This is a genomic window from Pseudomonas sp. B14(2017) (genome assembly GCF_002113255.1).
GTDB lineage: Bacteria > Pseudomonadota > Gammaproteobacteria > Pseudomonadales > Pseudomonadaceae > Aquipseudomonas > Aquipseudomonas putida_Z.
On record NZ_NEJY01000008.1, the window covers coordinates 14463 to 28239 of the forward strand.

Sequence of the window (13777 nt, forward strand, 5' to 3'; positions counted from 1 at the left end):
ATTGATGAGGTCTGAAATGGTTCTAGAGCCCAGAAGCAGTCGTTCCTTATTGCAGAGAAGAAGCAGCGTAAGTAACGCCATTCAGGCCGGCCTCGATGGAATTGCAGTCACCGGCATTGCCTGGTACCTGATCTACGACCAGTTTGGCTACATCACCTCCGATTACGTGATCATGCTGCTGTTGCTGGTTGGCGCCCTGGCAGTCATCTACGATCATTATGCGATCTACCGTACCAACGTTGGCCTTTCCATCAAGGCTTTCCGGCTGTTCAAGGCCTGGTCGGCAACCTTTTGCTTCCTGGTGGTCATGGCCTTCCTGGCCAAGCAGAGCGAAACCTATTCGCGGCTGCTGGTGGTGCAGTTGTTCATCATTGGCTACATCGCCCAGTTGTTCCTGCACTTTGCCGTGCGTGAATTGCAAAAGCGCTTCACCGCCCATGCACGCCTGGACAACGCCCTGATCATTGGCGCCGGTGACCTGGCCAACTTCCTGTACCAGAAAATCAGCAACAACCCCTGGTTCGGCGAGCGTGTGCTGGGCTGCGTGCTGATCGACAGCGCCGATGAGCCGGGGCGCGAAAGCGCCGACGGCAAGCAGCGCATGCCAGTACTCGGGCATGTTGCCGAGCTCGACGATGTCGTGGCCCGTCACGGCATCCGCACGGTGTACCTGGTGACTCCACTGGGTGGTTCCGAGGTCATCAATGATGTGTATTTCAAGTTGCTCGACAAGTGCATTGCGGTGAACTGGGTGCCGGATATCTTCTCGTTGCGCCTGATCAACCACAGCGTGCGGGAAATTGCCGGCATTCCCGTGCTGACCTTGTCGGAAACACCGCTGACGGGCATGAGCCTGTTCCTGAAGAACCTCGAGGACAGGGTGTTGGCGGCGCTGATCCTGCTACTGGCATCGCCGGTGTTGCTGGCCGTTGCGCTGGCCATCAAGCTCGATAGCCGCGGCCCGGTGTTCTTCCGCCAGGAACGCACCGGCTGGACCGGGGAAGCGTTCCGCATCTGGAAGTTCAGGAGCATGCATGCCCATCAGCCGGAAGAGGGCGTGGTCAGGCAGGCGCAGAAGAATGACCCGCGGCTGACCCGGGTCGGCGCCTTCATCCGCCGCACCAGCCTGGATGAACTGCCGCAATTGTTCAATGTGCTGACCGGGGAGATGTCGCTGGTCGGGCCACGGCCGCATGCCTTGCAGCATGACACGCTGTATTCGCAGGACATTGTCGACTACTTTGCCCGCCACAATATCAAGCCTGGCATGACCGGCCTGGCGCAGGTGCGTGGGTTCAGGGGCGAGACCAGGGATATCGAGCAGATGATCCAGCGGGTGGACTCGGACATCGAGTACATCAACAACTGGTCGCTGTGGCTGGATTTCGTGATTCTGGTGCGCACGTTGAATGCGTTTACCGGCAAGCAGGCCTACTGACGCACAAATCTCGCAAGCGCTCTGCGCACCCTGTGGGAGCGGGTTTACCCGCGAAGAATCCAACCCGGTGCATGGCACCGGCTGTGCCGGTGTTCGCGGCTAAAGCCGCTCCCACAGGGTCCCTGCTAATTCAATGAGTCACTTGTAATTCCATGAAAGTGTGCAAGCGCTCTTGGCCGCCCTAGTCCTTGTTCAGCGGGTGCAACTCCCTGAACCCCCGCGCTTCCTCCACCAGCCAGTCATGCACCGCCCGCGCCCCCGGCTGGTTCAGCCCGCCCGGCGGGTAATGCACCACATAGCGCTTGTGATTGGCGATCGGCACCCCGAACGGCACGATCAGCGCCCCGCGCTCCAGTTCGTCGTTGAGCAGCGTGCGCCGGGCAATCGCCACGCCAATGCCGGCAATCGCCGCCTCGATGGTCAGGTGGTTGCGGTTGAAGGTATGCCCGCGCCGCACATCCAGGCCGGCGGCGCCGATGCCCTCCAGGTAGAACTCCCATTCGGCATATTCCGAACTGCCGCGCCAGGCCGTGATGTCGTGCAGCAGCGGGTAGTGCGCAAGGTCTGCCGGCCCGTGCAGCGGCGGGCGCCCGCGCAGCAAGGTGGGGGAGCACACGGGGAATATCTGCTCGTCCAGCAGCGGCGTCGAGAGCATGCCGGGGTAGCTGCCATCGTTCAGGTCGATGGCCAGGTCGAAATCGCCCGGGGTCAACGCCTGGGCACTGTCTTCGGCCACCAGGCGCAGCTCGATGTCCGGGTAGCGTTGCTGAAAGCGCGGCAGGCGAGGCGTGAGCCATTTGGCCAGGAACGACGGGATCGAGCGCAGGCGCAAGGTGCCGCGGATTTCCCCTGCGTCCAGGCGCAGCAGTTCGGCTTCGATGCTGCCATAGGCTTCGGTCACCGTCTGCGCCAGGCGTTGCCCTTCGGCGCTCAGTTCCACACCGCGCGCCCGGCGCAGGAACAGCCGATAGCCCAGGCGTTCCTCCAGCTGGCGCATCTGTTGGCTGACCGCGCCCGGGGTGATGTGCAGCTCTTCGGCACAGCGGGTGAAGGACAAGTGCCGGGCCGCACAGGCGAACACGTGTAGCCAGACGAACGTCTGGCCGTTGAGTTGTCGTCGCATCGTTTAGTACCACTAAAGCCTTGCTTAGGAAGTTTCGTTGGTCATCCATGAGCCAGCGCGGCAGTATCGCGCAAAATCGCAATACCGCTCAATTTCTCCAGATAACCGTGCTGCGGCTTCATACCCGGGCACGGTCAGGCATTAGCATGGCTATCAGTGTTTTCGACCTTTTCAAAATCGGCATCGGGCCGTCCAGTTCCCACACCGTCGGCCCGATGCGGGCGGCGGCTACCTTTGCCCAGGCCCTGCGCGAACAGGGGCTGCTGGCCCGGGCAAGCCGTGTCGAGGTGCGGCTATACGGGTCGCTGTCGGCCACCGGGGTTGGTCACGCCACCGATCGTGCCTGCCTGCTCGGCCTGATGGGGCAGTGGCCGGACCGTATCGACCCGGCCACCATCGAGTCGCGCATTCGCCAGGTGATGCAGGAGCACTGCCTGATGCTCGATGGCAGCCACCCGCTGGCGTTCGACTACAGCCGCGACATGCTGCTGCTCGACGAGAACCTGCCGTACCACCCCAATGCCATGAGCCTGGAAGCCATGGACGGGCAGGGCAGCCTGTTGCGCCAGACCTACTATTCAGTGGGCGGTGGCTTTATCGTCGAGCAAGCCGAGATCGATGCGCCAGCTGTCGAAGCGAATGCGCTGGTGCTGCCGTACGAGTTCGACAGTGCCGCGCAGTTGCTGGCCTTGTGCAAGGCCCATGGGTTGAGCGTGGCGCAGTTGATGATGGCCAACGAATGTGCCTGGCGCCCGGAGGCCGAGGTCCGCGAGGGCTTGCTGCGGATTTGGGGCGCCATGCGTGAATGCGTCGACAACGGCCTGCGCAACGAAGGCATCCTGCCGGGCGGGTTGCACGTCAAGCGCCGAGCGGCGCGGCTGCATCGCAGCCTGCAGGAACTGGGCAAGCCCAACGTGATCGGTTCCACCCTCAGCGCCATGGAATGGGTCAACCTGTTCGCCCTGGCGGTGAATGAAGAGAACGCCGCCGGCGGGCGCATGGTCACGGCGCCTACCAATGGTGCGGCTGGCATCATCCCGGCGGTGCTGCACTACTACATGAAGTTCAACCCGGGCGCGTGCGACGCGGACGTGGTGGACTTCCTGCTGGCGGCAGCGGCGGTCGGCATCCTGTGCAAGAAGAACGCTTCGATTTCCGGGGCTGAGGTTGGTTGCCAGGGCGAGGTGGGCTCAGCCTGTTCGATGGCCGCTGCCGGCCTGGCCCAGGTGCTGGGCGCTACGCCGCCGCAATTGGAAAATGCCGCCGAGATTGCCCTGGAACACAACCTTGGGCTGACCTGCGACCCAGTTGGTGGCCTGGTGCAGGTGCCGTGCATCGAGCGCAACGCGATTGCTGCGGTGAAAGCGATCAACGCCGTGCAGATGGCGTTGCGGGGGGATGGCGAGCACTTCATCTCGCTCGACCGGGTGATCCGCACCATGCGTGATACCGGGGCGGACATGCATGCCAACTACAAGGAGACTTCGCGCGGCGGCCTGGCCGTTGCCTTCGTCGAATGCTGACGCGGTCCTGTAGGAGCGGCCTTGTGTCGCGAAAGGGCTGCGAAGCAGCCCCAGCGATTTCAGCTTGAATACGTGGATCTGGGGGCGCTCCGCGCCCCATCGCGACACAAGGCCGCTCCTACATGGACCAGTGAGGCTTTAGCGGGCTTTCTGCTTCGCTTCCAGGAAGCTCGCGCGCATGTCCTTGGCCCAGCCATCCAGCACCGGCTTGACGTCATTCAGGGTCAGCTGCGTGGTCTTGTTCTCCAGATCCTGCCCCGTGCCCTTGCGCACGACCTGGGCCAGTACTTTCTGGCTGGCACCATCGAGGAACGCAGCCTCCACGCCGACATCCACCTCCTGGTCACGGCCGCCCATGGCCGTGTTCACACCGGCTGAAATCAGCGCGATTGGGATGACCTCATAGGGCTTGAGGCCCTCGTTGCTGGTGGACACCGCAGTAATGGCCGGGCGCACCACGATCACGCCCGGGCCGGGGCCCTTGGCCAGCGGTACCACGCTGCCCATTTCACGGCGCAGCGCTTCGTTGAAGTAGCGGGTGATTTCCTGCAGCGTCTGCGCCGAGATGACCGCCGTCGGCTGCGGCCTGGGGTAGAACTGGCTGGGCTCGATGAACACCTGGCTGTACTGGTTGACGTTGACCTTGGGGTCGATCCAGCGCATCACCGGGTCACCCGACGGGCTCTTGGTTTCCTGCAGCCGGCTGTAATCCTTGAGGAAGCCGGAGTAGTCCTTTGGGTCCACGCGATTGCTGGAGCAGGCGGCCATGGCAAGCAATGCGGCGCACAACAGGGTAATGCGGGGCAATGATTTCATGATGAAGATGCATCCATGATAGGTCGGCCAGAACAACGCTAGCAGGTGCGGGGCAGTTGGCCAGTGGGTAGGTTCAATCGATTGTGAAATGGTAGAAAGTTGGAGGGGTTGGAAGGGTTTGTCTTGAGTTTTTCTGCGTCTGTTAGACCGAGCGCCGCGCGGGCGGCGCTCGGTCTAACAGACGCCGCAAAGCTCGTGGCGAACTCAACCCAGCACCTCCCGCAGTCGATACCACAACATCCCCAGCGCCAGCAGCGGCGAGCGCAGTGCCTTGCCGCCGGGGAAGGTCAGGTGTGGCACCGCGCTGAACACGTCCAGTCCCTGGCTGTGGCCGAGGGCGATGCTTTCGGCCAGCAGTTTCGCCGTCCAGTGCGTCACGTTCAGCCCATGCCCGGAATAGCCCTGGGCGTAGTAAACGTTGGGGTGCTGGCTGAGGCGTCCGACCTGGGGGAAGCGGTTGGCGGTGATGCCGATCATGCCGCCCCACTGGTAGTCGATACGCACGTTGGCCAGCTGCGGGAACACCTTCAGCACCTTGGGCCGCATGTAGGCGGTGATGTCCTTGGGGTCGCGGCCGGAATAGTGGCAGGCGCCGCCGAACAGCAGGCGCCGGTCTGCCGTCAGGCGGTAATAGTCCAGGCCGACTTTCTGGTCACACAGCGCCATGTTCTGCGGGATCAGGCTGCTGGCTAGTGACTCGGGCAATGGCTCGGTAGCCACCACGTAGCTGCCGGCCGGCAGCACCTTGCCGCTCAGGCGTGGTTCCAGTTCATCGAGGTGGGCGTTGCAGCCCAGCACCAGGCTGCTTGCCCGCACCTTGCCACGGGCTGTGTGCAGGGTCACGCGGGGGCCGTGCTCGATGCGCAGCACCGGGCTCTGCTCGAAGATGCGTACGCCCAGGCCGTGGGCGGCGCGGGCTTCGCCCTGGACCAGGTCAAGCGGGTGCAGGTGGCCCGAGCCCATGTCTACCAGGCCGCCGGCGTACTGGTCGCTGGCGACGATTTCATGCAGCTGGTCGGCACTGACCAGGCGGGTTTCAGGGCGATAACCGAGTGCGGCCAGGTCGTCCTGTTCGTCCTTGAATGCGGCGAACTGCGCTGGGGTATTGGCCAGTTCGCAGAAGCCCCAGCGCAGGTCGCAGGCAATGCCGTACCGGGCGATGCGGCTGGCCACCAGCGCTACCGAATCGATGCCGGCCTGTTTCAGGTAGTGCACGCCGTCCTGGCCGACATGTCGGGCAAAGCCGCTGACGTCATGGCCGATGCCGCGAATCAGCTGGCCGCCGTTGCGGCCGCTGGCGCCCCAGCCGATGCGCCGGCCTTCAAGCAGCACCACCGAGAGCCCGCGTTCGGCCAGTTCCAGGGCGGTATTGACCCCGGTCAGCCCGCCGCCGACCACGCACACATCGGCGCTCAGTTCGCCGTCCAGGCTGGGATAGGGCGCTGCATCGCGTGCCGTGGCGGCATAGTACGAAGCGGTGTGTTGGGTAGTGAAAGACATGGGCGTTCTCGACTCAGCGGTTGGACTTGATCTTGCTCCAGGAACGGGTCATGACGCGCATGATCTTCGGGCTCGGCGTGCTGGAGATGTACAGCTTGTCCAGCACGTCCTGGGGTGGGTAGATCTCGGGGTTTTTCACCAGCGACGCGTCCATGTAGGCCTGGGCATCGGGGTTGGCGTTGGCATATCCGACCGTGGCGCTGACCTTGGCGATCACCTTGGGGTCGAGCAGGTAGTTGATGAACGCCAGGGCCTGTTCGGGGTTGTTGGCGTCCTTGGGGATGGCCAGCAGGTCGAACCACAGGTTGCTGCCTTCCTTGGGAATGCTGTAGGCGACTTTCACGCCGTTTTTCGCCTCCACGGCGCGGTTGGCGGCCTGGAACACGTCGCCGGAGTAGCCGAAGGCCACGCAGACATCGCCATTGGCCAGGTCGGAAACGTACTTGGAGGAGTGGAAGTAGGTGATGTAGGGGCGCAGTTCGAGCAGGCGGGCTTCCGCCTTGGCGTAGTCGGCCGGTTTTTCGCTGCGCGGGTCCATGCCCAGGTAGTTGAGCACGGCCGGGAACAGTTCGTCGGGCGAGTCCATGAACGCCACGCCGCACTGCTTGAGCTTTTTCAGGTTCTCGGGCTCGAACAGCACCGCCCATGAATCGATATGGTCGACGCCCAGGGCCGCCTTGACCTTGTCGATGTTGTAGCCGATGCCGTTGGTACCCCACAGGTAGGGTACGGCGTACTGGTTGCCAGGGTCGTTCTGCTCAAGCTGCTTGAGCAGCTTGGGGTCCAGGTGCTGCCAGTTGGGCAGCTTGCTGCGGTCCAGCGGCAGGAAGGCACCGGCCTGGGCCTGGCGTGCGAGGAAGTGGTTGGATGGCACCACCACGTCATAGCCGGTGCGCCCGGCCAGCAGCTTGCCTTCCAGGGTTTCGTTGGAGTCGAACACGTCATAGACCACCTTGATCCCGCTGCTGGCCTGGAAGTCGGCCACGGTGGTGTCGCCGATGTAGTCGGTCCAGTTGTAAACGCTGACCGAGGGGGTGGCCTGGGTGGTGGTGGCGAACAGCAGGGCGAATGCGGTGGGGATCAGGGTTTGCAGATGACGCATGGGGACACCTCGTTGGTCTTGTTCTTGGCGTTCGGTGTGTTGGGGCTGCTTTGCAGCCCATCGCCGGCAAGCCGGCTCCCACAGGTACAGCACAGGCTTCAGGTTCATGGAGAACCTGTGGGAGCCGGCTTGTCGTGGCGACGAACCGCGGCGATGGGGTGCAAAGCACCCCTTGGGTGGATCAGACGCTCAGCATCAGGAATTCACGCTCCCACGAGCTGATCACGCGCTTGTAGTTCTCGTGCTCGGCGCGCTTGACCGCTACGTAACCCTGGACGAACTGCTTGCCCAGGTACTGCTGCACGGTCTCGCAGTCTTCCATGTGCTGCAGGGCGTCCTCGATGGTGATCGGCAGGCGCAGGTTGCGCCGCTCGTAGGCACGGCCCTGCACCGGTGCGCTGGGCTCGATGCGCTCGATCATGCCCAGGTAGCCGCACAGCAGGCTGGCGGCGATGGCCAGGTACGGGTTGGCATCGGCGCCCGGCAGGCGGTTTTCCACGCGCATCGCCTCGGGGCTGGAGGTGGGCACGCGCAGGCCGGCGGTGCGGTTTTCTTCACCCCACTCGACGTTCACCGGTGCCGAGGTGTCCGGCAGGAAGCGGCGGAACGAGTTGACGTTGGGCGCAAACATCGGCAGCAGCTTGGGGATGTACTTCTGCAAACCGCCGATGTGGTACAGGAACAGCTGGCTCATGCTGCCGTCTTCATTGGCGAAGATCGGCTTGCCGGTTGCGATGTCGACCACGCTCTGGTGCAGGTGCATGGCACTGCCGGGCTCGTCGGTGATCGGCTTGGCCATGAAGGTGGCGGCCACGTTGTGCTTGAGCGCGGCTTCACGCATGGTGCGCTTGAACACGGTGATCTGGTCGGCCAGGTCCAGGGCGTCGCCGTGGCGGAAGTTGATCTCCATCTGCGCCGGGCCGTCTTCATGGATCAGCGTGTCCAGGTCCAGGCCCTGGATCTCGCACCAGTCGTAGACATCTTCGAACAGCGGGTCGAATTCGTTGGCGGCATCGATCGAGAACGACTGGCGGCCGCTTTCGGCACGGCCGGAACGCCCCAGCGGCACTTGCAGTGGCAGGTCCGGGTCTTCGCAGCGCTGGGTCAGGTAGAACTCCATCTCCGGTGCCACGATCGGCTGCCAGCCTTTGTCGGCATACAGCTTGAGCACTTTCTTCAGCACGTTGCGCGGCGACAGCTCGATGGGGTTGCCTTGCTTGTCGAAGGTGTCGTGGATCACGATCGCGGTCGGCTCGATCGCCCACGGGATCTGGTACACGGCGCTCGGGTCTGGGCGGCAGACCATGTCGATGTCGGCGGCATCGAGCAGGTTGTAGTAGATGTCATCGTCAACGTAGTCGCCGGTGACCGTCTGCAGCAGCACGCTCTCGGGCAGGCGCATGCCACGCTCGTGGAGAAACTTGGCGGTGGGCGCGATCTTGCCGCGGGCGATGCCGGTCAGGTCGCTGATCACGCATTCGACTTCGGTGATCCGGTGTTCTTTCAGCCAGGTGGACAGCTGATCGAAGGGGGCGTTCATACAGACCTCTTGGTTGGGTTTTAGTGTGGGAGCAAGCGTGCCAGCGTAAACCGTTCTACGGTTTCGAAGGCGTCCCGCTTCCCAGGTGACGCGCTGGAGACTATCTTGGTCGCAGCCCGCATGGCTGATCTATCCACTTTCTCCGGCAATGAATGCACCAAAAGAGTGCAACTAGGACCGAGCGTGACAACCGCCAATGCCCTGCAAGTCCAGGCTTTCCACACCACCGACGTGACCGAACAAGTACGTGCCACCCCTGGGTGGCAGCAGCAGTACCGGCAGATGTCGCCCGGGCATTTCAGCGGAGAGCTGCGTTGCCTGGGGCTGGACGGGGTGGAGGTCTACGAGGAGCGGTTGAACACCCGGGTGGAGCAGTTTTTCCGCGCACCCAGCGGTTCGCTGGCGTTCTGCTTCGACCGCAGCGAGAACAGCCTGTACCTGCTGAACGAACAGAGCCGCAACATCTGGATCACCCCGGAGAACTACCAGGAAGTGGCGGTCGTGTTCGACCAGGCCTTCCTGGCCCGCCACGGGCTGGACCCGCAGCGCCTGGAAGGGTTGTTCATGGTGCCGCTGGGCAGCGGCCAGAACGCGCTGTTCGGCAGCTGGCTGAGCGCGACGCTGACCCGCCTGGGCCAGGCGGATTGCCCGCTGCAGGGGCAGGCCCTGGCGGAGCAACTGCTGGAAGACTGCCTGTTCATCCTCGACAACGCCTGCCAGCGCCTGCAGGGCGTGGCATTGGGCCGGCGTGACGAGGAACGGGCGATCATGCGCCGGGTGAGCGAGTGGGCGGCCGACTGCCCGGAGGAGACGCTGAACCTGGTGGAGCTGGCGGATGTTGCCGGGGTTTCCCTGCGTCAGTTGCAGCAAGCCTTCAAGGCGTATACCGGGATGCCGCCGGCGCACTGGTTGCGCCTGCGCCGGCTGAACGGTGCGCGGCGCGATCTGCTGCACGGCGGTGAAGTGACGGTGGCCGAGGTGGCAATGCGTTGGTCGTTCTGGCATTTGGGAAGGTTTTCAGAGAGTTACCGGCAGTTGTTCAAGGAGTTTCCCAGCGAGACCTTGAAGCGGGGCAGGGGCTGATTCTGGTGGTGTAGCTGCTCCCACAGGGTCACCTCAGTGCCAGGCGTTGTGAGGTCCCTGTGGGAGCGGGCAAGCCCGCGAAAAGGCCGGCCCAGGCAATACACAACCCAGCATTCCACAGCGAAAATTGCTATCGTGCCGCCCTGATTCCACCCGAGGTGCCGATGTTCTACCTGCCTTTGCCCAGCGACCAGGCCGACCGCCTCGCCAGCGAGCCCACCACCGACTTCTTCACCACCGCCAGCGTCCTCGACGCCGCCGCAGTGCTGTTCGTGCAGAACCTGCCGCGCCAGCCCGCCACCGCCTCGGCGGATGCGCAGGAACGCCGCTTTGCCGAAATAGTGCGCATTGCCAACGAGGTCGAAAGCGCCGCGCCGGGGCGCTTCCCGGGCCAGGTGGCGCAGCACTTCGATCGCGAAGCCTTCGCCATGGGCCTGGGCATGCTGGGCGAAAACGGTATCGCACTGCTGTCGACCGAGGTGGAGTACCAGGCCGACGAACTGCTGGACGCCGAGGGCCAGTGGAACTTCCAGTTCGCCGACAGCTACCGCCAGCGGGCAACCCCGCTGCACCCGGTGTACCTGCCTTCCCTGGCCAGCGACCTGATGCTCAGCGACCAACAGAACCGCCTGCTGCGCGAATTCCTCAGTGGTATCGATGAGTCGGTGGCGGTTCAGGGCTTTGCCGGCACCGGCAAGACCTTCCTGATTCACCAGTTCGCCCGTTTGCTCGAGCCGCAGCGCACGCTGTTGCTGGCCTTGACCGAAGGCCAGCTGCGCGCGCTGCAGGCGCGGGTCAAGGATGCCGCCGCCTACACCGCACTGACCTTCGGCCAGCTGGCCGACGAGCTGCTCAACCGCGACCTCACCAGCAATGGCTGGCGCCTGCGCGACCCGTATCGCACCAAGCTTTCGTGGCGCCCGCAGGATGCGCAGGTGGTACGTTGGCTGGCCATCCCCGACATCGGCCCGCTCGCCGCGCGCGATGTGGTTGCCTTATGCGTCCGCGCGGTGCGCACGTTCTGCCACAGCGCCGACACCCAGCTGCAGTTGCACCACCTGCCCTGGGCCGGGCCGGGGACCACGCCACTGGACCAGGAAGTGTTGCTGGAAAAGGCACGGCTGTACTGGCAGGAGCTGATTCGCCCGTCGGCACGGGAAATCCAGTTGCCGGTGCGCGACTACCACCGGGTCAAACTGCTGTCGCTGACCGGTCATGTGATCGACAGCCGCTACACCCATGTCATCGTCGACGAGGCCCACGAGCTGTCGGCACCGATGCTTGCCGTGCTCGACCGCAGCCCGCAGTCGATCATTGCCCTGGGTGACGAGCTGCAGAACCTCAACGGCCTCAGCGCGCACCATGGCGACTTCATCCGCCAGCGTTACATCGACCACTCGCTGCGGGCCGGGCCGGCGATGGACAACGTGCTCAACCCGCTGATCCAGGCCCACCCGGCGGCGATCCAGGCAGCTTTCAGCGGCAGCGCCGAGCATTACACGCGGGTCAGCTTCTTCGATGCGGTAACGGTGCCGGAACAGCCCACGGCATTGATCGTCGACGATGAATGGGGCCTGTTTGGCTGGTTCCAGCGCCTGACCCACCAGGGTGTGCCGTTCGTGCTGCTGAAAAGCGCGCGCAAGGACTTCGAGCTGTTCGTCGAAGACTGCATCGAGCTGTACCGCCATGGCACCCGGCCGCGTCACCCGATGCTGTTCCGCTATGCCAGCTGGCAGGCGCTGGAGCAGGACAAGGGTGATGACAAGGCGTTCGTCGCCGTGGCCAACATGCTGCGCAAGGGTTACACGCCAGAGCACTTCGCCAGGGCCAAGAGCCGTTACCGTTGGGACAAGGCGCCCAAGCTGTTCCTGGGGCGGGTGCGGGATGTGAAGAACATGGAGTTCGCCCGGGTGATGGTGTCGCCGGAGCTGATGGTAGCGCCGCAGGTGGCCGGGAACCGCAATGAACGGGCGCGGATGCTGGCGGGGTTGTACACCGCCTGTTCGCGGGCGCGGCATGAACTGATCGTGCCGGGGGGGATGCTGGACTGGGTCAAGGACCAGGTTCGGGATTGAGCCCTGGGGCCGCTTTTTCAGCCCTTCAAAGTCCTTGTGGGAGCGGGTTCACCCGCGAACACCGGCGCAGCCGGTGCCGGGCACCGTGTCGCCTGATTCGCGGGTAAACCCGCTCCCACAGGGCTGCAAAGCAGCCCCAGGGGCATGAATCAGTTACGGTCCAGCCACACAGTCTGGGCATTGGTGAACTCACGCACACCAAAGTGCGACAGCTCACGCCCGAAGCCGCTCTTCTTCACCCCGCCAAACGCCACGCGGGGGTCGGAAGCGCAATAGCCGTTGATGAACACGCCGCCGGTATCCAGCGCCGCGGTCATGCGCTCGGCCAGCGCGTAGTCGGCGGTGTAGATGGTCGAGGCCAGGCCGAACTCGCTGTCGTTGGCCAGCTCCACCGCATGCTCCGCATCACGTGCGCTGATGATCGCCGCCACCGGGCCGAACAGCTCCTGCTTGAACGCAGTCATCTGGGGGGTGACGTTGGCGAACACGGTCGGCGCGTAGAAGTTGGCAACGCCATCGACCTTGTGGCCGCCCAGCAGCAGGGTGGCGCCTTCGGCGATGGTCGCCTGGACCTGGCCATCCAGCTCGTCGCGCAGGTCGTAACGGGCCATCGGGCCGATGTAGGTACCTTCTTCCAGCGGGTTGCCGACCTTCAGCTCGCGAGTGGCCTCGACGAACTTGCGGGTGAATTCGTCAACGATGCTTTCCTCGACGATCAGGCGCTTGGCCGCAGCGCAGACCTGGCCGGTGTTCTGGTAACGGCCGATCACGGCTGCTTTCACGGCGGCATCCAGGTCGGCGTCGGCCAGCACGATGAACGGGTCGGAACCGCCCAGCTCCAGCACGCACTTCTTCAGCGCCGCGCCGGCTTGCGCACCAATCGCCATGCCGGCACGCACGCTGCCGGTCAGGGTCACGGCGGCGATGCGCGGGTCGTTGATGGCGCGGGTGACGCCGTCCGGGGTCACGTTCAGCACTTCGAACACGCCTTCCGGCAGGCCGGCATCCTTGAACAGCTCGCCCAGCAGGTAGGCGCTGCCCATCACGTTCGGCGCGTGCTTGAGTACGTAGGTGTTGCCGGCCAGGATCGCCGGCACGGCGCCGCGCAGTACCTGCCAGACCGGGAAGTTCCAAGGCATCACGGCCAGGATCGGGCCCAGCGGGCGGTATTCGATGCGGGCTTTCTCGACCTGGGTCGGCTCGGCGGCGAGCATGGCCGGGCCATGTTCGGCGTACCAGCGGCACAGGCCGACGCACTTGCTGACTTCACCACGGGCCTGGGCGACAGGCTTGCCGATTTCGCGGCTGATCATTTGCGCGAAGGCTTCGGCCTTGGTTTCGAGGGTGCTGGCCAGGGCAAGCAGGTACTCGCTGCGCTGACCCAGCGACACCTGGCGCCACTGGCGGTAGCCAACCTTGGCGCGTTGCAGCGCCGCTTCCAGTGCGGCGTCGGTGTCGAACGGGTAGGCGCCGATCTGCTCGCCGCTGTACGGGTCGAGGGAGATGGCGTGGGTCAGGCTGCTGATCGCGCTCATGGCGGGACACTCTCGTTGTTGTTGAACCGTGACGCCAGACTA

The 13777-nt window shown here is 64.3% G+C and carries 10 protein-coding genes; 4 read left to right on the plus strand and 6 right to left on the minus strand.

The genetic code is table 11. From position 1 onward, the window contains the following. Positions 1 to 16: 16 nt before the first annotated feature. Positions 17 to 1438: an undecaprenyl-phosphate glucose phosphotransferase gene (locus tag CAG34_RS09665; RefSeq protein WP_085589560.1), complete on the plus strand. Its 1422-nt coding sequence runs from the start codon at positions 17 to 19 to the stop codon at positions 1436 to 1438. A 181-nt stretch (positions 1439 to 1619) separates the two neighbouring features. Here the strand turns inward: CAG34_RS09665 and CAG34_RS09670 are convergent, their stop codons facing one another. After that, a complete protein-coding gene (locus CAG34_RS09670) occupies positions 1620 to 2561 on the minus strand; it encodes a LysR substrate-binding domain-containing protein (protein WP_075046970.1) in 942 nt (313 codons plus the stop codon). Between the two features lie 146 nt (positions 2562 to 2707). On the opposite strand from CAG34_RS09670, the gene CAG34_RS09675 reads away from it, so the two are divergent. Beyond that, on the plus strand, positions 2708 to 4084 hold the full coding sequence (locus CAG34_RS09675; RefSeq protein WP_085589562.1) for an L-serine ammonia-lyase: 1377 nt from the start codon (positions 2708 to 2710) through the stop codon (positions 4082 to 4084). 138 nt (positions 4085 to 4222) lie between these two features. On the opposite strand, the gene CAG34_RS09680 is transcribed toward CAG34_RS09675, so the two are convergent. From CAG34_RS09680 to CAG34_RS09695, 4 genes are all read right to left on the minus strand, one after another. Beyond that, on the minus strand, positions 4223 to 4900 hold the full coding sequence (locus CAG34_RS09680; protein ID WP_085589563.1) for a DUF3313 domain-containing protein: 678 nt from the start codon (positions 4898 to 4900) through the stop codon (positions 4223 to 4225). A gap of 204 nt (positions 4901 to 5104) precedes the next feature. Continuing rightward, the gene (locus CAG34_RS09685; protein ID WP_085589565.1) at positions 5105 to 6400 is read right to left on the minus strand and encodes an FAD-binding oxidoreductase; all 1296 of its coding nucleotides are present in this window, start codon (positions 6398 to 6400) and stop codon (positions 5105 to 5107) included. Positions 6401 to 6413: 13 nt separating this feature from the next. Next, complete coding sequence (locus tag CAG34_RS09690) at positions 6414 to 7502, minus strand: polyamine ABC transporter substrate-binding protein (RefSeq protein ID WP_085589567.1); 1089 nt, start codon at positions 7500 to 7502, stop codon at positions 6414 to 6416. 181 nt (positions 7503 to 7683) lie between these two features. Continuing rightward, positions 7684 to 9042, minus strand: coding sequence for a glutamine synthetase family protein (locus CAG34_RS09695; RefSeq protein WP_085589569.1), 1359 nt, complete (start codon positions 9040 to 9042; stop codon positions 7684 to 7686). Between the two features lie 183 nt (positions 9043 to 9225). Between CAG34_RS09695 and CAG34_RS09700 the strand changes: the two genes are divergently transcribed. Both CAG34_RS09700 and CAG34_RS09705 read left to right on the plus strand, forming a co-directional pair. Then, positions 9226 to 10125, plus strand: coding sequence for a helix-turn-helix domain-containing protein (locus CAG34_RS09700; protein WP_085589571.1), 900 nt, complete (start codon positions 9226 to 9228; stop codon positions 10123 to 10125). A gap of 164 nt (positions 10126 to 10289) precedes the next feature. Further along, the gene (locus CAG34_RS09705; protein ID WP_085589573.1) at positions 10290 to 12200 is read left to right on the plus strand and encodes an AAA family ATPase; all 1911 of its coding nucleotides are present in this window, start codon (positions 10290 to 10292) and stop codon (positions 12198 to 12200) included. A 149-nt stretch (positions 12201 to 12349) separates the two neighbouring features. On the opposite strand, the gene CAG34_RS09710 is transcribed toward CAG34_RS09705, so the two are convergent. Beyond that, positions 12350 to 13735 carry an aldehyde dehydrogenase family protein gene (locus CAG34_RS09710; protein WP_039613622.1) on the minus strand — a complete coding sequence of 462 codons (1386 nt, stop codon included), beginning with the start codon at positions 13733 to 13735 and terminating at the stop codon, positions 12350 to 12352. Between the last annotated feature and the right edge of the window lie 42 nt (positions 13736 to 13777).